Source organism: Streptomyces sp. NPDC005263 (genome assembly GCF_042872365.1).
In the GTDB taxonomy this organism is placed as follows: Bacteria; Actinomycetota; Actinomycetes; order Streptomycetales; family Streptomycetaceae; genus Streptomyces.
On sequence record NZ_JBIAKJ010000002.1, the window covers coordinates 792,522 to 813,779 of the forward strand.

Here is a 21,258-nt window from a genome sequence, read left to right on the forward strand (position 1 = left end):
ACGACGTCCACCGGGGCCACGGCCACCGGTAAGTGGGTGCCCAGGAGAGTGCTCCTAGCGCACCGAGAACCCGTACACCGTCTCCGACCGGAACGGCTCACCCGGCCGCAGCACCGTGCTCGGGAACTCCGGCCGGTTGGGGGAGTCGGCGAAGTGCTGGGTCTCCAGGGCGATGCCGTCACCAGGCGCGAAGGGCTCGCCCAGGTGATCCGCCGTGTACAGCTGGAGGCCCGGCTCGGTGGTCGCCACGGACAGCACCCGCCCGGACGCGGGGTCGTACAACTCGGCCACCTCCACGGGGTCCGCCGTCACGCCCTTGTCGAGCACGAAGTTCTGGTCGTACCCGGCACCCGTCCTGCGAGACTCGCGGAAGTCGAAGCGGGTGCCCGCCACCTCCGCCAGGGCGCCGGTCGGGATCAGGTCCGCGTCGACGGGGGTGTACCGGGAGGCGGCGATCCGCAGCTCGTGCCCGCCCGCGTTCCCGGACCCGCCCAGGTTGAAGTAGCTGTGGTTGGTGGGGTTCACGACGGTCGGCGCGTCGGTGACCGCCTCGTAGACGATCCGCAGCGCCCCGGACTCCGTCAGGGTGTACGTGGCCGAGATCTCCAGGCGCCCCGGGAAGCCCTCCTCGCCGTCCGCGCTGACCCGGCTCAGACGCACACCGTGCTCGACGGGCCGCCCGTCCCACGCCCGCTTGTCGAAGCCCTTCTCGCCGCCGTGCAGGGAGTTGGGCGGCTCGTTCAGCGGGAGCGTGTACGTCCGGCCGTCCAGGGTGAAACGGCCGCCCGCGATCCGGTTCGCGTACCGTCCGACCAGCGCGCCGAAGTACGGCTGCGGGTGGGTCAGATAGCCGTCCAGGTCCGCGAATCCCAGTACGACGTTCACCGCGTGCCCGTCCCGCCCCGGGACCTCCGCCGACTGCACGATCCCGCCGTACGACAGGATGCGTACCCGGACCCCCGCCCGCTCCAGGGTCCAGCGATGGACCGGAGTGCCGTCGGAAAGTGTGGCGAAGAGTTCGTTCATGTGCGGAACCTTAGGTCACGGCCGTGTGGCCACACCGGGTCACGCCTTCTTCCCGGTGACCGCCCGGTAGGCGATCTCCGCCAGCCGTGCCTGTCCGTTCACACTGGGGTGGAACCAGTCCCACTGGCTCAGCTGGCCGGTGCCGAAGCGGTAGTCATGCACCGCGCCCCCGTCGAAACGGCAGTGGCGGTCCTCGGCGCAGACCTCCGCCAGGACCGTGTTGTAGTCCTCGACCCGCCGCTCCACGGTGTCCCGCCGCTCGGTCGCCGCGGCGTCCAGCGCGTCCGCGTCGCCCAGCATCGACGGGCAGATGCCCAGCTTCCAGACCTGCTTGCCCACCGGGTTGGTCCGCCCCTGGGACCACAGCCGCTTGAGGTTCGGCACACTCGCCACATACACCTGCGTCCTGGGGGCCGCCCGGCGCAGGGTCCTCATCGCGTCCTTGAAGTCGGTGCGGAATTCCGCCACCGGTGTCATCGCCGAGGTGCTGGCCCGGCAGGCGTCGTTCGCCCCGACCATCACCGCCACCAACCCCGGCTTCCTGGCCGCCGCCTGCCCCATCTGACCAGGCAGATCCGACATCCGCGCCCCCGTCACCGCGTAGTTCCAGCTCCGCTCGGCCGCCTTCGCCCTCCCCAGCAGCCGTACGGCGAGACTGTCGACCTTGGCGCTGCCGCCCGTCGCCCACGACACCTCCGGGCAGTCCGTCAGGACCGCGCACGCGTCGAAACCGCGGGTGATGGAGTCACCCACGGCCGCGACCGAGGCCGGGCTGCTGTCCCAGGCGGGCGTCGGCTTCGCCTTGTGCGCGCCGGTGCCGCTCGGCCCCGGCGTGTTGCCGCCGACGGCGTCACAGCCGGTGACGCCCAGAACGGTCGCCGCCAGCACGGCGAGAACGGCACGCGAGCGATGGCCCTGCTTCCGCATCCGGTTGGTCTCCTCGGTGGTCGGGGTGGAGAGTGTGGTCGCGTGCGGTGCCGTCGGTCGTCGTGCCGTCTGCCGCTGTGGTGTCTGTAGCTGTGCCGTCTGTCCCGTTGTCGTGTGTCCCGTGGCCGTGTGTCCCGTTGTCAGCTGTCCGCCGTGTCGCCGTGTCGCCGTGTCGCCGTGTCGCCGGGGACGGCGGGGACGGCGGGAATGGTGGAAAACGTCGTCCGTCCATAACAACGCGCGGGAGTTCCCGAGGGGCGGCACGCAACGGTTCGCACCCGTACTAGCGTCCTGCCGGGTGAATGGCGGACGTTTCCGGGCATCGGGACGGACAGTACGTCACACTCCTTGCGCCCCCGCACGGTAGCCTCGCCATCAACGTGGCTGCCCGCCACTGACTGCCGTCCGCCAGTTCGCAAGATCCCGCTCTGCCCGGAGGTCCCGGTGACGACACGTGGAGTTCTGTACGTGCACTCCGCGCCGCGCGCGCTGTGCCCGCACGTCGAGTGGGCCGTCGCCGGGGTGCTCGGCACACGCGTCAACCTCGACTGGATCCGGCAGCCCGCCGCGCCCGGCACCTGGCGCTCGGAGTTCTCCTGGCAGGCCGAGGTCGGCACGGCCTCCAAACTGGCGTCCGCGCTCAGAGGATGGCACCTGCTGCGCTTCGAGGTCACCGCGGAGCCCTGCACCACCGCCGAGGGCGAGCGCTACAGCTGCACCCCCGAACTCGGCATCTTCCACGCCGTCACCGGCATCCACGGAGACATCCTGATCCCCGAGGACCGCCTGCGCGCCGCGCTGACACGGTCTCAGCACGGCGAGACGGACCTGGAGGCGGAGATCGCCAAACTGCTGGGCAAGCCCTGGGACGACGAGTTGGAGCCGTTCCGGTACGCAGGCGAGGGCGCCCCCGTGCGCTGGCTCCACCAGGTCGTCTAAAGAGACGTCCAGAGAACCCACCTCAGGGGCGCGGGGAACTGCGCGAACACCCCCCACGGCCCGCACCCGGCATCCGACAGACACCAGAACGGCGAATGGCCCGACCTCCCCTGGGAGACCGGGCCATTCGCCGTTCACGGCACTGTTACACCGAACGGAACGCCAGTACCACGTTGTGCCCGCCGAACCCGAACGAGTCGTTCAGCGCGGCGATACGCCCCTCCACCGGCAGCTTGCGAGCCTCACCGCGGACGATGTCCGCGCTGGCCTCCGCCTCCGGGTCGAGGTTCTCCACGTTGATGGTCGGCGGAGCCACCCGGTGGTACAGGGCGAGGACCGTCGCCACCGACTCCACACCGCCCGCGCCACCCAGCAGGTGACCGGTCATCGACTTGGTCGCGGAGACCGCCATGTGGTCCGCGTCGTCGCCGAACACCTTGCGCAGCGCCTTCAGCTCGGCCACGTCACCGGCAGGCGTCGAGGTCGCGTGCGCGTTGACGTGCACGATCTCCGCCGGGTCCAGGTCGGTGCGCTCCAGCAGGTTCTGCAGGGCCTTCGAGATGCCACGCCCCTCCGGCTCGGGCTGCACGATGTCGTGGGCGTCGGCGGAGATGCCCTGACCGACCGCCTCGGCGTACACCCGGGCACCGCGCGCGGCGGCGTGCTCGGCGGACTCCAGGACGATCACGCCGGCACCCTCGCCCATGACGAAGCCGTCACGGGCGGTGTCGTAGGGACGCGAGGCGCCCTCGGGGTCGTCGTTGTTCTTGGACATCGCCATCATGTTGCCGAACGCGGCGATCGGCAGCGGGTGGATCGCCGCCTCCGTGCCGCCAGCGACGACGACGTCGGCACGGCCGGTGCGGATCATCTCGACGGCGTAGCCGATGGCCTCGGCGCCCGACGCGCAGGCGGAGACCGGCGTGTGCACGCCCGCCCGGGCGCCCACGAGCAGGCCCACGTTCGCCGAGGGGCTGTTCGGCATCAGCATGGGGACGGTGTGCGGGGAGACGCGGCGGACGCCCTTCTCCTTCAGCACGTCGTACTGGTCGAGCAGGGTCGTCACGCCACCGATGCCGGAGGCGATGACCGCGCCGAGCCGGTCGGCGTCGACCGCCCCGTCGGACCCGTCCTCACCTGCCTTGCCGGTGAAGCCGGCGTCCGCCCATGCCTCCTTGGCCGCGATCAGCGCGAACTGCGCCGACCGGTCCAGGCGGCGGGCCTGCGGCCGAGGGATGACCTCGGTCGGCTCGACGGCGATCTGCGCGGCGATGCGGACCGCCTGGTCGGCGGCCCACTCCTGCTCCAGGGGCTTGACGCCGGACTTGCCGGCGACCAACCCCTCCCACGTGGAAGCTGCGTCGCCACCCAGCGGTGTGGTTGCGCCGATACCGGTGACGACCACGGTGCGATTGGTCGGGCTCACGGGAATTCTTTCTCCAACGGATCGGGAGGACTACCCCCGACGAGGCGGGGACATACGGCGCCACCGCCGGGTGGCGGGGCAGGCGACCGGCCTGAGGATCAGGCCTGGTGCGTGAGGATGTAGTTGGTCGCGTCACCGACGGTCTTGAGGTTCTTGACGTCCTCGTCGGGGATCTTGACGTCGAAGCGCTCCTCGGCGGCGACGACGACCTCGACCATGGACAGCGAGTCGACGTCCAGGTCGTCGGTGAAGGACTTGTCCAGCTGGACGTCCTCAACCGGGATGCCGGCGATCTCGTTCACGATGTCGGCGAGACCGGCGACGATCTCTTCCTGAGTGGCGGCCATGTCGGGCGCTCCTTCGTTGTTTTCCAGAGGGTGTTGGCTGTTCGGACTCCGTACCGGACCTGATGATCCGGCACACAGTGCCTAGGGGAGGGTAACGACAGTGGCGGCGTAGACGAGACCCGCCCCGAATCCGATGACGAGTGCGGTGTCGCCGCTCTTCGCCTCGCCGGTCGCCAGAAGCCGCTCCATAGCGAGCGGAATCGAGGCGGCCGAGGTGTTGCCGGTGGTGCGCACGTCACGGGCGACCGTGACATGCGCCGGCAGCTTGAGAGTCTTCACCATCGAGTCGATGATGCGCTCGTTGGCCTGGTGCGGAATGAAGACGTCCAGTTCGCTCGGGCTGATCCCGGCCGCGTCCAGCGCCTGCTGGGCGACCTTCGCCATCTCGAACACGGCCCAGCGGAAGACCGCCTGGCCCTCCTGCGTGATCGCGGGGAACTTGACGTTGCCCTTGCTGTCCAGCGGGAGCGTGGAGACGTCGCCGATCTGGAACTCGTTCCAGGGGATGGTCTGCTTGATCGTCTCGGACTTGTCGCCCTCGGAACCCCACACGGTCGGACCGATGTGCGGTTCGTCGGAGGGACCGACCACGACCGCGCCCGCGCCGTCGCCGAACAGGAAGGCCGTGGCACGGTCCTCCAGGTCGGTGAGGTCGCTGAGCCGCTCCACGCCGATGACGAGGACGTACTCCGCGGAACCCTCGACGACCATGCCCTTGGCGAGGGTCAGGCCGTAACCGAAGCCCGCGCAGCCGGCCGAGATGTCGAAGGCGGCGGCCTTGTCGGTGCCGAGCCGGTCGGCGATCTCGGTGGCGACGGCCGGGGTCTGCTTGAAGTGCGAGACGGTCGAGACGATCACGCCGCCGATCTGCTCGGCGGAGATCCCGGCGTCGGCGATCGCCTTGCCGGACGCCTCGATCGACATCGCGGCGACGGTCTCCTCGGCGTTCGCCCAGTGCCGCGTCTCGATGCCGGAGCGCGAGCGGATCCACTCGTCGGAGGAGTCGATCGTCTCGAGGATCACCTCGTTCGGCACGACCCGGACGGGGCGGTAGCCGCCCACTCCGAGGATGCGCGCGTACGGGGCGCCCTTGCTGGGCTTGATCTTCGCCATGCTCTCCAGGCTCCTTGTCAGGCGCCCGCCGCGTCAGCGGCAGGTGCAGCAGTCGCCGCGATGAGCGCGCGAGCGGCGTCGAGGTCGTCGGGGGTCTTGAGCGCCAGCGTCTGCACACCCGGCAGCGCCCGCTTGGCGAGACCGGTCAGCGTGCCGCCGGGGCACATCTCGATCAGCGCGGTCACACCGAGTTCCTTGAAGGTCTCCATGCACAGGTCCCAGCGGACCGGGTTGGCGACCTGGCCGACCAGCCGCGCCACGACCTCGGAGCCGGAGGCGACGGCCTGCCCGTCCTTGTTCGAGACGTACGTGACCGTCGGGTCGGCGGGCGTCAGAGCCTCGGCGGCCTTCGCCAGCGCGTCGACGGCGGGAACCATGTGGTGCGTGTGGAAGGCGCCGGCCACCTTGAGCGGGACCACCTTGCGGACGCCCTCGGGCTTGTCCTCGTTCAGCACGGCGAGCTGCTCCAGCGTGCCCGCGGCCACGATCTGACCGGCGCCGTTGACGTTCGCCGGGGTCAGGCCCAGCCGCTCCAGGTGCGCGACGCTCACCTCGGGGTCGCCGCCGAGCAGCGCGGACATGCCGGTGTCGGTCACGGCGGCGGCCTCGGCCATGGCCAGGCCACGGGCACGGACCAGACGGAGGGTCTCCTCGGCCGGGAGCACCCCGGCGAGGGCGGCAGCGGTCAGTTCGCCGACGCTGTGCCCGGCGACGGCACCGGCCGTGCGGGGCAGGTCAGCGGGGTCGTCGAAGAGCATGTACGCGGAGGCCAGCCCGGCCGCGACCAGCAGAGGCTGTGCCACCGCGGTGTCGCGGATCTCGTCCGCGTCACCCTCGGTGCCGTAGCGGATCAGGTCGAGCTGCACGGCCTCGGACCACGCCTCGAGGGCGCCGCGGACACCGGGGAGTTCGAGCCAGGGGGTCAGGAAGCCGGGCGTCTGGGCGCCTTGGCCGGGAGCGACGAGTACGAGCACTCTCACACTCTCTCTTGTGGACGGCCACGACCGCCCGTGAGGACAGGGACGAAGAACACGAGGGGGTTTTGTGGGCCCCCGACAAAAGTCTAGAGCTGGGGATCACCGTCTGCGAGACGCCCCAGGATCAGTGCGATGCGCAACGTGAACGCCGACCGTACATCGGAGGGTGACCATCCGGTGACGTCAGTCACACGTCGGAGCCGGTAGCGCACGGTATTGGGATGAACGAAGAGCATACGAGCGGCACCTTCGAGACTGCTCGCCTGTTCCAGATAGACGGAGAGCGTCTCCAGGAGCGCGGACCCCGCCTCCTCCAGTGGTCTGTAGATCTCCTCCACCAACTGCTCACGCGCGCCCGGGTCTCCGGCCATCGCGCGTTCCGGGAGCAGATCGTCCGCCAGAACCGGCCGCGGGGCGTCCTGCCAGGCGGAACACGCCCTGAGCCCGGCGGCGGCGGCCTGCGCGGACCGGGTCGCGGCGAGCAGATCGGACACCACCGGCCCCGCCACGACCGGTCCCGGCGCATAAGGCCCGATCAGCGACTTGGCCACGGCGAGGGGGTTGTCGCTGCCGCCCGCGATCACCACCAGCCGGGCGCCGAGCACGCCGGTGAGGACCTGGAGCTTGGCGTGCCGGGCGGCCCGCCGGATGGCCTCGACGGTCAGTTCGCTGTCACCGTCGGGCGCCGGGCCCAGCACCACGCACACGTGCTCCGGCGAGTTCCAGCCCAGTGCGGCGGCCCGGGACACCGCGCCCTCGTCGGCCTCGCCGCTCAGCACGGCGTTCACCACGAGCGACTCGAGCCGCGCGTCCCAGGCGCCACGTGCCTCGGCCGCCTGCGCGTACACCTGGGCCGTCGCGAAGGCGATCTCGCGGGCGTACACCAGCAGCGCCTCACGCAGCACGGACTCGTCGCCCGGGGCCGCGACCTCGTCGATCGCGGACTCCATGACCTCGATGGTGGTGCGTACCATCTCGACGGTCTGGCGCAGGGTGATGGCCCTGGTCAGCTCGCGCGGCGCGGTCCCGAAGACATCGGTGGAGATGGCCTGGGGCGCGTCCGGGTGCCGGAACCACTCGGTGAACGCGGCGATACCGGCCTGGGCCACCAGCCCGATCCAGGAACGGTTCTCCGGGGGCATCGCCCGATACCACGGCAGCGTCTCGTCCATGCGCGCGATGGCCTGCGCGGCGAGACTGCCGGACGACTTCTCCAGCCGCTTCAGGGTCGCGGGGTGCGAGTGGGCGGGCACGGCGGCGTCGGGGCGGCGGGTCTCTGGTTCGGGCACGGGGACAAGACTGCCTTATCGGGACGGGAGCATGCGTCGCCGGGTGCCGGGGAGGGCCACCGGGTCCCGCTTCACCGCACCGTGTGCGGCGGTGAAGCGGCGAACGGATGTTCCCGGCGGCCCTCGGTGTGGCCGGTTCGTACCGCCGGAATCCCGGCTTCGGCCCGGGGAGCATGTCAAGGTGGTGCAGTGATGGACGTACGGCACGCGACGGAGCGTTACCGAGGCGGCGCCCCCGAGGCCGGCATCGAGTCGCTGCACGCCTTCTCCTTCGGCCCGCACTACGACCCCGACAACCTCCGCTTCGGCGCGCTGATCGCCTGCAACGAGGAGCGCCTCGCCCCCGGCGCCGGATTCGACGAGCACCCGCACAGCCACACCGAGATCGTCACCTGGGTGGTCGGCGGTGAGCTGACCCACCGGGACTCGGCCGGCCATGAGACGGTCGTGCGTCCCGGCGACGTCCAGCGGCTCAGCTCCGCCGGCGGCGTCCGGCACGTCGAACGCAACGACGGGCCGGCTCCCCTGGCCTTCGTCCAGATGTGGCTGGCCCCGCTGAAGCCGGGCGGCGACCCGGCCTACGAGATCGTCCACGGCATCGCGGACTCCACGCCCTACGCCGTCCCGGAGGCGGGCGCGATGCTGCACGTACGGCGTCTGGGCGCGGGGGAGCGGACGGCGGTGCCGGACGGGGCGTATGTGTACGTGCATGTCGTGCACGGCGAAGTGAGCCTGGACGGCGCGGAGTTGGGCCCGGGCGACGCGGCGCGGATCACGGACGCGAAGGATCTGGAGGCGGTGGCGATCAGCGGCGCAGAGCTGTTGGTGTGGGAGATGTCCTAGTTCCGGGAGCCGTCCCGGATCTCCGCCAGCACCGCGTCCGTAAAGGCAGGCCACGCCTCGATCGCCCACGGCCCGAACGCGCGGTCGGTCAGCGCGACGCACGCCGCCCCCGCGTCCGGGTCGGTCCACAGGAACGTTCCCGACTGGCCGAAGTGCCCGAAGGTGCGCGGTGAGGACGAGGTTCCCGTCCAGTGCGGCGACTTGCCGTCGCGGATCTCGAAGCCGAGCCCCCAGTCGTTCGGGTTCTGGTGTCCGTACCCCGGCAGTACACCCTTCGTGCCCGCGTACTGGACGGTCATCGCCTCGGCGACGGTGCGCGGGTCGAGCAGGCGGGGGGCCTGGATCTCGGCCGCGAACCGTACGAGGTCGTCCACCGTGGACACGCCGTCCTTCGCGGGAGAGCCCTGCAGGGCCGTGGACGTCATCCCGAGCGGCTCCAGCACCGCCTGGCGCAGATACTCGGCGAAGGGGATGTCGGTGGCCTTCGCGAGGTGCTCCCCGAGTTGCTCGAACCCGGCGTTGGAGTACAGCCGTCGCTCCCCGGGCGGGGCCGTCACCCGGTGCTCGTCGAAGGCCAGCCCCGAGGTGTGCGCGAGCAGATGCCGCACCGTGGCCCCGGGCGGCCCGGCCGGCTCGTCGAGTTCGACGGCACCCTCCTCGTACGCGACGAGGGCGGCGTAGGCAGCGAGCGGCTTGGTGACCGAGGCCAGCGGGAAGCGGTGCCCGGCCGGGCCGTGGGAGCCCAGCAGCGTCCCGTCGGCACGTACGACGGCCGCCGCGGCGGTGGGAACCGGCCACTTCTCGATCAACGCGAGGCTCTGCAAGGACATGCGGACGAGCCTAGGCGGCTCAGAGCCGCAGGCCCATCGCGGGGTCCGGCTTGCGCACGAAGCCGAGGGCGGCGTACAACGGCTCGGCCTCCTTGGACGCGGTCAGCAGCACCTGCCCGGCGCCGCGCTCGCGGAACCAGGCGAGCAGCTCCTCCATGCACGCGCGCGCGTACCCGCGACGGCGCGCGTCCGGGTCGGTGGCGACGCTGAACACGTACCCGCCGACCCCGCGCGGGTTGCCCGCCTTTCCGATCCGGTAGTCGAGCGTCCCGGCGACCAGCGCAGCCAGCGCCCCCGGCCGCTCCGGGTGGTCGACGACGAAGGCGGCGAAGTCCCCCTCCGGCTCCGCCAGTCGCGCGCGCAGGGCAGGCAGGCCCTCCGCGTGCCACTCGGTGTCCCCGGCATCCGGACCGGACATCGAATCGATCATCACCTGACGCAGGCGGAGCACTTCCCCCGCGTCCTCCACCGTGGCACGACGTACGAGACTCATGCCCCGCACGCTAGTCACCGTGCCCCTGTCGCGTCCTGCCGATTTCTTACCGGTTCCGCTTGCTTCGAGTGCACTCCAAGGCCATAGCGTTGAGGCCATGACGGTGATGGAAACCAGGGGTACCACGACCGACAGCTGCGCCGCTCCGCCACATGCCCGCAGGCGTCCGGCAGGCCAGGACAGCTACACGATCAGCGAGGTCGTCGCGATCACCGGCCTGACCGCGCACACCCTGCGCTGGTACGAGCGGATCGGCCTGATGCCGCACATCGACCGTTCGCACACCGGTCAGCGCCGCTACAGCAACCGCGACCTCGACTGGCTCGACCTCGTCGGCAAGCTGCGCCTGACCGGCATGCCGGTGGCGGACATGGTGCGGTACGCGGAACTGGTGCGGGAGGGCGACCACACCTATGGGGACCGCTTCGAGCTGCTGAAGGCGACCCGCGAGGACGTCCTCGCCCGGATCGCGGAACTTCAGGACACGCTCGCGGTCCTCGACCGGAAGATCGGTTTCTACGCGGACGCCGGGCGAGCCCTGGCGTCGGAGAGGTCCTGATGACCAACGGCAAGATCCCCGCGGCACGGCTCGGCGACGACGGCCCCGAGGTGGGCGTGCAGGGCCTGGGCTGCATGGGCATGAGTTTCGGGTACGGCCCCACCGACGCGGGGGAGGCCCGGGCCACCCTGGAGCGGGCCCTGGAACTCGGCGTGACCCTGTACGACACGGCGGACGCCTACGGCGCGGGCGAGAACGAACGATTCCTCTCCCCGTTCTTCAAGGCGCACCGCGACGAGGTCGTGATAGCCACCAAGTTCGCCCTGGCGATCCCCCCGGACGACCCGACCCGCCGCATCATCCGCAACGACGCGCCCTACATCCGCGAGGCAGTCGAGGCGAGCCTCCAGCGCCTGGACGTCGATGTCATCGACCTCTACTACATGCACCGGCGCGATGTGAACGTGCCCATCGAGGAGACCGTCGGTGTCATGGCGGAGCTGGTGCGCGAGGGCAAGGTCAAGCACCTGGGCCTGAGCGAGGTCACGGCCGCGGAGCTGCGGACCGCGCACGCCGTCCACCCGATCGCCGCGGTCCAGTCGGAGTGGTCGCTGTTCAGCCGGGACATCGAGGCGCAGGTCGTGCCGGCCACCCGGGAGCTGGGCGTGGCCCTGGTGCCGTACTCGCCGCTGGGCCGGGGTTTCCTCACGGGGTCCTTCGGCAACGCCGACCAGGACCTCACCACCGGCGACTTCCGCCGCCAGCAGCCACGCTTCACCGGTGAGAACGCGGCCGCCAACCAGGCCCTCCTGGAGCCGCTGCGCGCCGTGGCCGAGGCCCGGGGCGCCTCCCTGGGCCAGATCGCCCTGGCCTGGGTCCAGCAGCAGGCGGCGGTGCACGACCTGCCGGTGATCCCGATCCCGGGCACCCGCAAGGTCAGCCGGATCGAGGAGAACGTGACGGCGGTGGACATCAGGCTCACCGAGGAGGAGCTGGCGCTCCTCGAGCCGATCGCGGCCAAGGTGGCGGGCAACCGCTACGCGGACATGTCGTTCACTTCCGCGGGCCGGGAGTAGCCATCCCCTGAAGGGGGCGGAGCCGCGCCGTGGGCGCCCGGGTGGTCCGAACGGCAGGCGGGACTTTCGCAACACGCCCTAAAGCTCCGCCAGCAGTTCCGCCTTCTTCACGGAGAACTCCTCGTCCGTCACCAGACCCGCCTGGTGCAGTTCCCCGAGGTGACGAATCCGCTCGGCGATGTCGGCGGGGTCCTTGCGCGGCGCGGCCACGGCCGGGACCGCCACCCCCGCCGAGCGGCTGCGCACGGCCGCCAGCACCGCCGCGGCGAACGGCAACGACTCGTGCACCGGCCCGTATCCGAGCCCGAAGACGACGGCCGCCGGGTCCTGGTCGGCCTGCGCCGGCGAGGCCTCACCGCGCAGCAGCCGAAGGTGCCCCTCGAACACCTCGGGGGAGCGCCACTCGACGTCCGTCAGCTCGGCGACCGGGAAACTCTGGTCCCCGGCCTTCCACTTGGCCGACGACGCGCCCGTCCAGAACCAGCGGAAACGCACGGTCCGGCCGTCGAAGGACGCCTTCGCGTCGTACGCCTTGAACTGCAACGGCGCCTCGGGCGCCGGCACCAGGAACCGCTCGGTCGGCCCGTCGTCCGCTCCGGTCAGCCGCGCCCGCAACTCGTCGGCGTAGTACTCGGCGAGTGTCTCGCGCTGGACCGGGAGCACCAGCCGGTACGGATCGCAGCCCTCCTTGAGCTGTCCCGCGGCCGCCTCCATCAACGGGTCGGCGCCGGGGCGTGGTTCGGCCCGCAGGACGACCGTGCCGCGTCTGCCGGGGGTGAGCGTCACCCCGGCGAGCGCCGCCAGCGGGATCCGCCGTTCCCCCAACGCCTGGAACAGCTTGGGTGTGCGTATCCCCCGTTCGTAGCGGATGAGCACGGAGTCGGACTCGAACTCCCAGGCGGCATGAAATCCGGCCAGTACGTCACCCATGCGGCTCATCGTATGCGGCACGAGCTCTTCCGTCCTCTCTCCGCGCAGACCGCGATTCCTGCGCCGCTACGCGCGTCCGGCCGTCGTGGTACCGGACAAATGCGTGCGGCATGCTTCCGTATCGCCCGCGCAGTGCACCGTGCGGTACGCGCCAATGCCGATCTCGGCGAAGTTCGCGAGGCTCTCCGTGCCGGGCACGAAGTACCCGCTGTGTCCGTCGGCGCCACGTGCCGACAGCACCCGGGCGCCGAACGCGGAGGACATCGGGTCGGCCCCGTGACCGAACCCGCCGACCTCCATGTACGGCACGTCCTGGACCCAGTCGTCGGCGTCCCGCATCGCCCACACCTGTGCGGAGGTGCGCAGGTTGGAGGCGTTCGCGACGCGCATCCCGGGGCTGCCCGCCACCGCGATGTCGGCCACCCGGTCCGGCAGGGTGCGTGCGGCCAGACCGCACACCACCGAGCCGTAGCTGTGGCAGAACAGGGAGACGGGGGAGCTGCCGGGCAGTCCTCGCACCAGCGCGTTCAGCCGGACCGCCCCGTCCGCCGCGCGCATCGCGGTGGCGGAGTCGATGCCGAGCCCGGCGGGTGCGGTGTAGTCGGCCCAGGCGATGACCGCCGTGCGCGCCGACGGGCTCGCCGTGCGCTCGGCCTTGTAGAGGGCCTTGGCCATGCCGACGGGCGCGGAGTACTGGCGGTTGGTGCGCTGGAAGGTCAGCAGGTCGGTGTCGACGCCGGGGACGACGACGGAGACCCGCTCGGCCCTGGTCAGGTTTCCGAACACCTCGGCGACCCGGCCCGAGCCGCCGGGGTCGAAGGCCAGGATGTGGCGGTCGGGGGTCATCAACGACTCGTAGCGGTGCATGCGCCGGCCGGCGTCCTGCTGCCCGTTCGGGGTCAGCCGGGGGTCGTGCATGCGTGTGCGCTCGACCTTGCGGGCCTGACCGAGCGCGATCCGGTTGGCGCGGTAGCGCAGCTCGACCGGCGCGCCGTTCATGTTGCCGACCGCGAGCGGGTAGCGGCCGGCGAGGGTGCTGCGCTCCTGGGCGGTCAGGGAGGTGAAGAAGCGGGCGAGGCGTCCGGGGGCGGTGTCCGGGTCGGGCAGCGGGTGTCCGCGCAGGCGGCCGTGCTCCCACTCGGAGAGTGAGGCCTGGAGGGCGGTGCTGCCCCGCTGGGTGCGCAGAGCGGTCCAGCCGGTGGTCGCCAGCATCACGAACACCACGGCCAACGCGAGCAGTGCGCGCCAGACGTTCAGTTGCGGGGAGGTGTCGAAGGAAGTCACTGAAAGGACACACTAGGAGAACGAGACGGTATCGCGTTAACCAAGTGGCGTGAATCACGTTTGTGCAAAAGGGGTGTTATCGGTACAGGTCACCCTGTCCGCCAGTTTCCTGCCAGCGCCGGCCCCACGTGTTCGAGGTAACGCACCGTCAGTTCCCTGATCGCCTCCAGGCTGAAGTCCTCGCCGGTGCTCCACTGTCGTCCCGTGACGCGCATCACGCCGCTGAACACGGCCACCGCGAGGCGCGGGCGTGGATCCGCCTCGACATCGAGGCCCTCCCGCGCGGCGAGCACCCGCGCGATCTCCTCCTCGGCCTCGTCGGAGCGGCGCAGGTGGGCGGCGAGCAGGACGGGAGTCGACTCGATCACCCGGTACATCCGAAGGTAGAGCTCGACGGGGACGACCTCGGCCACGATGTCGTTGAGGGTGTCCCACCCCTCCAGGACGGCCTGGCGCAGCGCCTCCACCGGGGCCTCGTGCGGCGGGCGCGCGCGCACCGACTCGATCAACTGCGCCACCGTCATCTCGGTCAGGGCGAGAGCGGCCTCCTCCTTGCCGGCGAAGTAGCGGAAGAAGGTGCGCTGCGAGACCTCGACGGCGTCGGCGATGTCGTCGACGGTGGTGCCGTCGTACCCCCGGGTCGTGAACAGCTCCAGGGCGGCCCGCATCAGCGCGTCCCTGGTGCGCTGCTTCTTGCGCTCGCGCAAGCCCGGCCGTGACGCCGTCTCCATGAGCCTCTCCTTCCAACCGTCCGCCGCAGCGTCCGTCGAACTGTCTGCCCAGTTCAGACTATGTGCGGGTGTCCTGACAGTTACCGACTTATGAATCAGTTTGTCAATTGTCAGTGGCTGTCATTAATCTCGAACGCATGACTAGTCAGACCACCATCGACAAGACGGGGCCGGGGGACGAGTCATCGACGTCCCCGTCGGGCGGGGCCCCCGCCACCGGGTTGCGTGGCCATCCCTGGTTCACCCTCATAACCGTCGCGGTCGGGGTCATGATGGTGGCCCTCGACGGCACCATCGTCGCCATCGCCAACCCGGCCATCCAGAGCGACCTCAAGGCGAGCTTCGCCGACGTCCAGTGGATCACCAACGGCTACTTCCTCGCCCTCGCGGTCTCCCTGATCACCGCGGGCAAGCTCGGTGACCGTTTCGGCCACCGGCAGACCTTCCTGATCGGCGTGGTGGGCTTCGCGGCCGCCTCCGGTGCCATCGGACTGTCCAGCAGCATCGCGCTGGTCGTCACCTTCCGCGTCCTGCAGGGCCTGTTCGGCGCGCTGCTGATGCCGGCCGCGCTCGGTCTGCTGCGGGCGACCTTCCCGGCCGAGAAGCTCAACATGGCCATCGGCATCTGGGGCATGGTCATCGGCGCCTCCACCGCCGGCGGCCCGATCCTCGGCGGTGTGCTGGTCGAGCACGTCAACTGGCAGTCGGTGTTCTTCATCAACGTGCCGGTCGGCCTCATCGCCGTCGTCCTCGGCGTGCTGATCCTGCTCGACCACCGCGCGGAGAACGCGCCCCGCTCCTTCGACCTGCTCGGCATCGGGCTCCTGTCCGGCGCGATGTTCTGCCTCGTCTGGGCCCTCATCAAGGCCCCGGCCTGGGGCTGGGGGGACGGCAAGACCTGGGCCTTCGTCGCGGTGTCCGTGGTCGGCTTCGCCCTGTTCGCCTTCTGGGAGACGAAGGTCAAGGAGCCGCTGATCCCGCTGGCGCTGTTCCGCTCGGTGCCGCTGTCGGCGGGTGTCGTGCTGATGGTGCTGATGGCGATCGCCTTCATGGGCGGCCTGTTCTTCGTGACGTTCTACCTGCAGAACGTGCACGGCATGAGCCCCATCGACGCCGGACTCCATCTGCTCCCGCTCACCGGGATGATGATCGTCGGCTCCCCGCTGGCCGGCGCGATGATCACCAAGCTGGGCCCGCGGGTCCCGCTGGCCGGCGGCATGGCGGCCACCGCCATCGCCATGTACGGCATGTCCACGCTGGAGACGGGCACCGGCAGCGCCGTGATGTCCCTCTGGTTCGCCCTGCTGGGCCTCGGCCTCGCGCCCGTCATGGTCGGCGCCACCGAGGTCATCGTCGGCAACGCCCCGATGGAGCTGTCCGGCGTCGCCGGTGGTCTCCAGCAGGCCGCGATGCAGATCGGCGGCAGCCTCGGTACGGCCGTCCTCGGCGCCGTGATGGCCTCCAAGGTCGACAGCGACCTCGCGGGCAACTGGAAGGACGCGGGCCTGCCGCCGCTCGCCCCGGCCCAGTTGGACCAGGCCAAGGAGGCGGTCCAGGTCGGTGTGGCACCCATCGCCCCGAACACGCCGGAGGCCGTCGCCGCGAAGATCGCCGACGTCGCGCACGACACCTTCATCTCCGGCATGAGCCTGGCGTCCCTGGTCGCTGCCGGGGTCGCGGCGGTCGCCATCCTGGTCGCGCTGCTGACCAAGCGCGGCGTGAACGCGGAGGCGGGCGCGGGCGTCGGGCACATCTGACGCGGGGCGCCGTCCCGCCGAACCGGGGACGCGAACCGGGGGAGGAACAGGCGGAGTTCCCCTATCAGGGTGACAACGCTAAAGATTCCTCCCACCCGATACGCACCACACGTCACAGTGGTCAAGCCCTCGCCGACGGCAAGTACCCCAGGCACATCCGGGGAGTTCGTACGGCGAGGAGGGGGAACCGGTGCTGCGGCGCGCTGCCGGAGGGGGGCGGCGCGCCGCAAGACCGGAGGATTGGGAAGCACAGCGTGGGTACTCGAGTCCCGGAACCCGGAACGACCCGAATCAACCAAGAGGTTCAGGGAGTTGACGATGGCGGGCTTCGGACAAGGAACGCGCAGGTACCCCCGCTCACATGGCCGCATCAGGTCACGGACCGGGCCGGATCGCGCGACGCTCGGAATCATCGGAGTCATCTGCGCCGTCGCCGGTTTCTTCGCGCTGGGGATCATCCTCGGCCCTGTGGCGCTGGTCTGCGGTTGGCTCGCGATGGGACGTACCTGGACGGGTACGCACTCATTGCCGGCCCTGACAGCCGTGGTCCTGGGCGCCATTGACACGCTCCTGGCCGTCATCTGGCTCGCCGGAGTGGCCACCCCCGGCACAGGCCTGTTATGACCCAGGGGCGGTGAGGGCAGGGCTCCCGGTGGGACGACCGGGGGCCCGCCTTCATGTCGTACGCCGCCGCTCACCCGCCGTCAGTCCGCCGTTCCGTCAGAAGCGGGGCGCCGCTCTGCCGGGCTCCAGGCGACGCGGTGTCAGGTCTCACCGGGGACTGACGTAGCGCCGCGACCTCGGCGCGCAGGGCCCGTACCTCGGCCGTCAGGGCGTGGATCGCCTCCGTCTGGCGCTGTTCCTCCACGTCGTCCTTCTCGAACCGCTCGATGAACCACGCGGCGATGTTCGCGGTCACCACACCCAGCAGCGCGATCCCGGACAGCATCAGCCCGACGGCGATGATCCGGCCCAGTCCCGTGGTCGGCGCGTGGTCGCCGTACCCGACGGTCGTCATCGTGGTGAAGGACCACCACACGGCGTCACCCAGCGTGCGGATGTTCCCGTTCGGTGAATTGCGTTCCACCGACAGCACGGCCAGCGACCCGAACATCAGCAACCCGACGACGGCTCCCGCGACATACGTCGTCACCCGGATCTGCGACGCCATCCGCGCCCGCCGCCCCACCAGCATCAGCGTCGAGACGAGCCGCAGCAGCCGCAGCGGCTGGAGCAACGGCAGCACCACCGCGCCCAGGTCCAGCCAGTGCGTACGGACGAACTCGCGCCGGCGCGGGGTGAGCGCCAGCCGCACCAGGTAGTCCGCCGCGAACGCCCCCCACACCACCCACTCGACCACCGTGCAGGCCATGGTCAGGGACCGCCCGGCCGAGGTGTCCACGATCGGCACGGCGTAGGCCACGGCGAACAGCACGGCGAAGGCCAGCAGCGGCCGCTGCGTCAGGTGCTCCCACCGGGCCTGCGCCGACAGTTCCTTCATGTCCGCATCGTAAAGAACGAGTAAGGGGAGCGGAGCCGCCAGGCCCCGCCCCCCTCACCCGAGCTTCACCGCTCGGGCCGCACCCGCTCGAGCGAGCGAGCGTGACGCTACGCGTCGCCGCCCGCTGCGCCCGGATCGGCAGCCGACACGTCGAGCAGCTGGTACCGGTCGATGGCCTGCTTCAGCACCGAACGGTCGACCTTGCCCTCCCTGGCCAGCTCGGTCAGCACGCCCACCACGATCGACTGGGCGTCGATGTGGAAGAACCGCCGGGCAGCGCCACGGGTGTCCGCGAACCCGAAACCGTCGGCGCCCAGCGACTGGTACGTCCCCGGCACCCACCGCGCGATCTGGTCCGGAACCGACCGCATCCAGTCGGAGACGGCCACGAACGGACCCTGGGCGCCGGTCAGCTTCCGCGTCACATACGGCACCCGCTGCTCCTCCTCGGGGTGCAGCATGTTGTGCTGCTCGCACGCCACGGCCTCGCGCCGCAGTTCGTTCCAGGAGGTCGCCGACCAGACGTCCGCCTTGACGTCCCACTCCTCGGCGAGGATCTTCTGTGCCTCGATCGCCCACGGAACCGCCACGCCCGACGCCATGATCTGCGCCGGAATCGATCCCGAGGTGCCCTCGCTGAAGCGGTGGATGCCCTTGACGATGCCCTCGACGTCCACGTTCGCGGGCTCGGCCGGGTGCTGGATCGGCTCGTTGTAGACGGTGAGGTAGTAGAAGACGTCCTCGCCGTGCGGGTGCTCCTCGGAGCCGCCGTACATCCGGCGCAGACCGTCCTGCACGATGTGCGCGATCTCGAAACCGTAGGCCGGGTCGTACGCGACACAGCCCGGGTTGGTCGAGGCGAGCAGCTGCGAGTGGCCGTCCGCGTGCTGGAGGCCCTCTCCGGTCAGAGTCGTACGACCGGCGGTCGCGCCCAGCACGAAACCGCGCGCCAGCTGGTCCGACATCTGCCAGAACTGGTCGCCGGTGCGCTGGAAACCGAACATCGAGTAGAAGACGTACACCGGGATGAGCGGTTCGCCGTGCGTGGCGTACGCCGAGCCCGCCGCGATCAGCGAGGCCGTGCAGCCCGCCTCCGAGATGCCGTCGTGCAGCATCTGCCCCTGCGGGGACTCCTTGTAGGCGAGCAGCAGGTCCCGGTCCACGGCCTCGTACTGCTGGCCGAGCGGGTTGTAGATCTTCGCACTCGGGAAGAAGGAGTCCATGCCGAACGTGCGGTACTCGTCCGGCGCGATCAGCACGAACCGCTTGCCGATCTCCTTGTCCCGCATGAGGTCCTTGAGCAGTCGTACGAACGCCATGGTGGTGGCGATGGACTGCTGTCCGGACCCCTTCTTCACGGTCGCGTACGCCTTGTCGTCCGGCAGCGCGAGGGGCTTCGAGCGCACCACACGCGTCGGGACGTATCCGCCGCAGCCCTGGCGGCGGTCGTGCATGTACTGGATCTCCTCCGAGTCCCGGCCCGGGTGGTAGTACGGCGGCGCGCCGGACTCCAGCTCCTTGTCGGAGATCGGCAGGTGCAGGCGGTCGCGGAAGCGCTTGAGGTCGTCGACCGTCAGCTTCTTCATCTGGTGCGTGGCGTTGCGGCCCTCGAAGTTCGGGCCCAGCGTCCAGCCCTTGATGGTCTTCGCGAGGATGACCGTCGGCTGGCCCTTGTGCTCCACGGCCGCCTTGTACGCCGCGAAGATCTTCCGGTGGTCGTGACCGCCGCGGCCCAGGTGCAGGATCTGGTCGTCGGTCATGTTCTCGACCATCGCGCGCAGCCGGTGGTCGTCGCCGAAGAAGTGGTCGCGGATGTACGAGCCGGTCTCGGTGGCGTACGTCTGGAACTGGCCGTCCGGCGTGGTGTTCATCTTGTTGACCAGCACGCCGTCGCGGTCCTGCGCCAGCAGCGGGTCCCAGGTGCGGTCCCAGACCAGCTTGATCACGTTCCAGCCGGCGCCCCGGAAGATCGACTCCAGCTCCTGGATGATCTTGCCGTTGCCGCGCACCGGACCGTCGAGCCGCTGCAGGTTGCAGTTGACGACGAAGGTGAGGTTGTCCAGGCCCTCACGGGCGGCGATGGAGAGCTGGCCGAGCGACTCGGGCTCGTCCATCTCGCCGTCCCCGAGGAACGCCCAGACGTGCGACTTCGAGGTGTCGGCGATCTCGCGCGCGTGCATGTAGCGGTTCATCCGCGCCTGGAAGATCGCGCCGATCGGGCCGAGGCCCATCGAGACCGTCGGGAACTCCCAGAAGTCCGGCATCAGCCGCGGGTGCGGATAGCTGGACAGCCCGTGCGGGGCCTTCGACTTCTCCTGCCGGAACGCGTCGAGGTTGCCCTCGCTGAGGCGGTCGAGCAGGAACGCGCGGGCGTAGATGCCCGGCGAGGCGTGGCCCTGGAAGAAGACCTGGTCGCCGCCGTCGCCCTCGTCCTTGCCGCGGAAGAAGTGGTTGAAGCCGACGTCGTAGAGCGACGCGGAGGAGGCGAAGGTGGCGATGTGGCCGCCGACGCCGATGCCGGGCCGCTGGGCGCGCGAGACCATCACCGCGGCGTTCCAGCGGGTGGCGTTGAGGATCTTGCGCTCGATCTCCTCGTTGCCGGGGAAGAACGGCTCGCTCTTGGTCGGGATCGTGTTGACGTAGTCCGTGCTGCGCATCTCGGGCACGGCCACGCGCTTCTCGCGGGCTCGCTCGATCAGCCGCAGCATCAGATAGCGGGCGCGCTCCCGGCCCCGCTCGTCGACGGCGGCATCGAGGGAGTCGAGCCACTCCTGGGTTTCCTCGGGGTCGAAGTCAGGAACCTGACTCGGAAGGCCGCCAATGATGATCGGATTGCGATCGGATCCGGAAGCCACGCTGATCCTTACCTGTCAGAGGGCTGCATTTCCCTGTTGTTCGCTGCGTTTTCGGTATGCCTGCACCGTTCCCCATCGTGTACCTCGGGGCGGCAAACGTCACCTCTACTGTGGGGTAACCCGACCCTGGTCCAGTACGCGGTCCAGGACTTTGTCTCCGGCATGGTCCCCATGGAGGGTTCCCAAACGCCCAAACAGGGCAGAAAGGTGTGTGCTGTGTCACCCCAGGGTCGGGATGGTGTGCCGTAAGTTGCGGCGACACCGCCCGGAAAGTCACCGTTTCGGCGGTCTCGGCGGCCGGGTACTTGCGCGATCCGCCCCGCCCGTGTGGACTACGGCCAACGCTTCGCGCACGCGCGAGGCCGAGACTCCCCCAAGCCCGGAGCGGGCCCGGGGGGATCCCCATTCCAAAACA

At 70.3% G+C, this 21,258-nt stretch carries 20 protein-coding genes; 6 read left to right on the plus strand and 14 right to left on the minus strand.

Translation table 11 applies throughout. The annotated features are described in order from the left end of the window. Nucleotides 1-54: 54 nt before the first annotated feature. Nucleotides 55-1,026: an aldose epimerase family protein gene (locus ACFYRY_RS10825; protein WP_389142368.1), complete on the minus strand. Its 972-nt coding sequence runs from the start codon at nucleotides 1,024-1,026 to the stop codon at nucleotides 55-57. Nucleotides 1,027-1,065: 39 nt separating this feature from the next. After that, nucleotides 1,066-1,953, minus strand: a complete 888-nt coding sequence (locus tag ACFYRY_RS10830; RefSeq protein WP_389142370.1) for an SGNH/GDSL hydrolase family protein — start codon at nucleotides 1,951-1,953, stop codon at nucleotides 1,066-1,068. Between the two features lie 444 nt (nucleotides 1,954-2,397). On the opposite strand from ACFYRY_RS10830, the gene ACFYRY_RS10835 reads away from it, so the two are divergent. Beyond that, the gene (locus ACFYRY_RS10835; protein ID WP_389142372.1) at nucleotides 2,398-2,892 is read left to right on the plus strand and encodes a DUF3145 domain-containing protein; all 495 of its coding nucleotides are present in this window, start codon (nucleotides 2,398-2,400) and stop codon (nucleotides 2,890-2,892) included. Between the two features lie 145 nt (nucleotides 2,893-3,037). On the opposite strand, the gene fabF is transcribed toward ACFYRY_RS10835, so the two are convergent. From fabF to fasR, 5 genes are all read right to left on the minus strand, one after another. Beyond that, nucleotides 3,038-4,318: a beta-ketoacyl-ACP synthase II gene (gene fabF / locus ACFYRY_RS10840; protein WP_389142374.1), complete on the minus strand. Its 1,281-nt coding sequence runs from the start codon at nucleotides 4,316-4,318 to the stop codon at nucleotides 3,038-3,040. Between the two features lie 98 nt (nucleotides 4,319-4,416). Continuing rightward, on the minus strand, nucleotides 4,417-4,665 hold the full coding sequence (locus tag ACFYRY_RS10845; protein WP_030678203.1) for an acyl carrier protein: 249 nt from the start codon (nucleotides 4,663-4,665) through the stop codon (nucleotides 4,417-4,419). An 81-nt stretch (nucleotides 4,666-4,746) separates the two neighbouring features. Beyond that, nucleotides 4,747-5,778 carry a ketoacyl-ACP synthase III gene (locus ACFYRY_RS10850; protein WP_389142376.1) on the minus strand — a complete coding sequence of 344 codons (1,032 nt, stop codon included), beginning with the start codon at nucleotides 5,776-5,778 and terminating at the stop codon, nucleotides 4,747-4,749. A 17-nt stretch (nucleotides 5,779-5,795) separates the two neighbouring features. After that, the gene (locus ACFYRY_RS10855) at nucleotides 5,796-6,752 is read right to left on the minus strand and encodes an ACP S-malonyltransferase (protein ID WP_389142378.1); all 957 of its coding nucleotides are present in this window, start codon (nucleotides 6,750-6,752) and stop codon (nucleotides 5,796-5,798) included. 89 nt (nucleotides 6,753-6,841) lie between these two features. Continuing rightward, complete coding sequence (gene fasR, locus ACFYRY_RS10860; RefSeq protein ID WP_389142380.1) at nucleotides 6,842-8,044, minus strand: fatty acid biosynthesis transcriptional regulator FasR; 1,203 nt, start codon at nucleotides 8,042-8,044, stop codon at nucleotides 6,842-6,844. A gap of 192 nt (nucleotides 8,045-8,236) precedes the next feature. Between fasR and ACFYRY_RS10865 the strand changes: the two genes are divergently transcribed. Further along, nucleotides 8,237-8,887: a pirin family protein gene (locus ACFYRY_RS10865; protein WP_389142382.1), complete on the plus strand. Its 651-nt coding sequence runs from the start codon at nucleotides 8,237-8,239 to the stop codon at nucleotides 8,885-8,887. On the opposite strand, the gene ACFYRY_RS10870 is transcribed toward ACFYRY_RS10865, so the two are convergent. Together ACFYRY_RS10870 and ACFYRY_RS10875 are read right to left on the minus strand one after the other, a co-directional pair. Then, a complete protein-coding gene (locus ACFYRY_RS10870) occupies nucleotides 8,884-9,717 on the minus strand; it encodes a serine hydrolase domain-containing protein (protein ID WP_389142384.1) in 834 nt (277 codons plus the stop codon). The genes ACFYRY_RS10865 and ACFYRY_RS10870 overlap by 4 nt on opposite strands. 19 nt (nucleotides 9,718-9,736) lie before the next feature. Then, nucleotides 9,737-10,210 (minus strand): GNAT family N-acetyltransferase, encoded by a 474-nt coding sequence (locus ACFYRY_RS10875; RefSeq protein ID WP_389142386.1) that lies wholly within the window; start codon nucleotides 10,208-10,210, stop codon nucleotides 9,737-9,739. A gap of 97 nt (nucleotides 10,211-10,307) precedes the next feature. Between ACFYRY_RS10875 and ACFYRY_RS10880 the strand changes: the two genes are divergently transcribed. Both ACFYRY_RS10880 and ACFYRY_RS10885 read left to right on the plus strand, forming a co-directional pair. Then, complete coding sequence (locus ACFYRY_RS10880; RefSeq protein WP_389142388.1) at nucleotides 10,308-10,769, plus strand: MerR family transcriptional regulator; 462 nt, start codon at nucleotides 10,308-10,310, stop codon at nucleotides 10,767-10,769. Then, nucleotides 10,769-11,785: an aldo/keto reductase gene (locus ACFYRY_RS10885; protein ID WP_389142390.1), complete on the plus strand. Its 1,017-nt coding sequence runs from the start codon at nucleotides 10,769-10,771 to the stop codon at nucleotides 11,783-11,785. The genes ACFYRY_RS10880 and ACFYRY_RS10885 overlap by 1 nt, the downstream gene beginning before the upstream one ends. A 78-nt stretch (nucleotides 11,786-11,863) precedes the next feature. Here ACFYRY_RS10885 and ACFYRY_RS10890 read toward each other — a convergent pair whose 3' ends face one another. The 3 genes from ACFYRY_RS10890 to ACFYRY_RS10900 all read right to left on the minus strand — a co-directional run bounded on the left by ACFYRY_RS10890 (nucleotide 11,864) and on the right by ACFYRY_RS10900 (nucleotide 14,730). Beyond that, nucleotides 11,864-12,715 (minus strand): DUF4429 domain-containing protein, encoded by an 852-nt coding sequence (locus ACFYRY_RS10890; protein ID WP_389142392.1) that lies wholly within the window; start codon nucleotides 12,713-12,715, stop codon nucleotides 11,864-11,866. 66 nt (nucleotides 12,716-12,781) lie between these two features. Beyond that, nucleotides 12,782-13,999 (minus strand): alpha/beta hydrolase, encoded by a 1,218-nt coding sequence (locus ACFYRY_RS10895; protein WP_389142394.1) that lies wholly within the window; start codon nucleotides 13,997-13,999, stop codon nucleotides 12,782-12,784. Between the two features lie 89 nt (nucleotides 14,000-14,088). After that, complete coding sequence (locus ACFYRY_RS10900) at nucleotides 14,089-14,730, minus strand: TetR family transcriptional regulator (protein WP_389142396.1); 642 nt, start codon at nucleotides 14,728-14,730, stop codon at nucleotides 14,089-14,091. Nucleotides 14,731-14,867: 137 nt separating this feature from the next. Here ACFYRY_RS10900 and ACFYRY_RS10905 point away from each other — a divergent pair, with 137 nt between their 5' ends. Further along, nucleotides 14,868-16,487, plus strand: a complete 1,620-nt coding sequence (locus ACFYRY_RS10905; RefSeq protein WP_389142398.1) for an MFS transporter — start codon at nucleotides 14,868-14,870, stop codon at nucleotides 16,485-16,487. 318 nt (nucleotides 16,488-16,805) lie between these two features. Beyond that, nucleotides 16,806-17,111: a small hydrophobic protein gene (locus ACFYRY_RS10910; protein ID WP_389142400.1), complete on the plus strand. Its 306-nt coding sequence runs from the start codon at nucleotides 16,806-16,808 to the stop codon at nucleotides 17,109-17,111. 70 nt (nucleotides 17,112-17,181) lie between these two features. Here ACFYRY_RS10910 and ACFYRY_RS10915 read toward each other — a convergent pair whose 3' ends face one another. Both ACFYRY_RS10915 and aceE read right to left on the minus strand, forming a co-directional pair. Next, nucleotides 17,182-17,988 carry an ion channel gene (locus ACFYRY_RS10915; protein ID WP_389142402.1) on the minus strand — a complete coding sequence of 269 codons (807 nt, stop codon included), beginning with the start codon at nucleotides 17,986-17,988 and terminating at the stop codon, nucleotides 17,182-17,184. Between the two features lie 107 nt (nucleotides 17,989-18,095). Beyond that, nucleotides 18,096-20,843: a pyruvate dehydrogenase (acetyl-transferring), homodimeric type gene (gene aceE, locus ACFYRY_RS10920; protein ID WP_389142404.1), complete on the minus strand. Its 2,748-nt coding sequence runs from the start codon at nucleotides 20,841-20,843 to the stop codon at nucleotides 18,096-18,098. Nucleotides 20,844-21,258: the final 415 nt, after the last annotated feature.

Excerpts from the sequence above, each read along its gene's own strand:
- ACFYRY_RS10825 (WP_389142368.1), bottom strand. The coding sequence starts at position 1,026 with ATGAACGAACTCTTCGCCACACTTTCCGACGGCACTCCGGTCCATCGC.
- ACFYRY_RS10830 (WP_389142370.1), bottom strand. The coding sequence starts at position 1,953 with ATGCGGAAGCAGGGCCATCGCTCGCGTGCCGTTCTCGCCGTGCTGGCG.
- ACFYRY_RS10845 (WP_030678203.1), bottom strand. The coding sequence starts at position 4,665 with ATGGCCGCCACTCAGGAAGAGATCGTCGCCGGTCTCGCCGACATCGTG.
- ACFYRY_RS10850 (WP_389142376.1), bottom strand. The coding sequence starts at position 5,778 with ATGGCGAAGATCAAGCCCAGCAAGGGCGCCCCGTACGCGCGCATCCTC.
- ACFYRY_RS10865 (WP_389142382.1), top strand. The coding sequence starts at position 8,237 with ATGGACGTACGGCACGCGACGGAGCGTTACCGAGGCGGCGCCCCCGAG.
- ACFYRY_RS10870 (WP_389142384.1), bottom strand. The coding sequence starts at position 9,717 with ATGTCCTTGCAGAGCCTCGCGTTGATCGAGAAGTGGCCGGTTCCCACC.
- ACFYRY_RS10875 (WP_389142386.1), bottom strand. The coding sequence starts at position 10,210 with ATGAGTCTCGTACGTCGTGCCACGGTGGAGGACGCGGGGGAAGTGCTC.
- ACFYRY_RS10880 (WP_389142388.1), top strand. The coding sequence starts at position 10,308 with ATGACGGTGATGGAAACCAGGGGTACCACGACCGACAGCTGCGCCGCT.
- ACFYRY_RS10885 (WP_389142390.1), top strand. The coding sequence starts at position 10,769 with ATGACCAACGGCAAGATCCCCGCGGCACGGCTCGGCGACGACGGCCCC.
- ACFYRY_RS10890 (WP_389142392.1), bottom strand. The coding sequence starts at position 12,715 with ATGGGTGACGTACTGGCCGGATTTCATGCCGCCTGGGAGTTCGAGTCC.
- ACFYRY_RS10900 (WP_389142396.1), bottom strand. The coding sequence starts at position 14,730 with ATGGAGACGGCGTCACGGCCGGGCTTGCGCGAGCGCAAGAAGCAGCGC.
- ACFYRY_RS10905 (WP_389142398.1), top strand. The coding sequence starts at position 14,868 with ATGACTAGTCAGACCACCATCGACAAGACGGGGCCGGGGGACGAGTCA.
- ACFYRY_RS10910 (WP_389142400.1), top strand. The coding sequence starts at position 16,806 with ATGGCGGGCTTCGGACAAGGAACGCGCAGGTACCCCCGCTCACATGGC.
- ACFYRY_RS10915 (WP_389142402.1), bottom strand. The coding sequence starts at position 17,988 with ATGAAGGAACTGTCGGCGCAGGCCCGGTGGGAGCACCTGACGCAGCGG.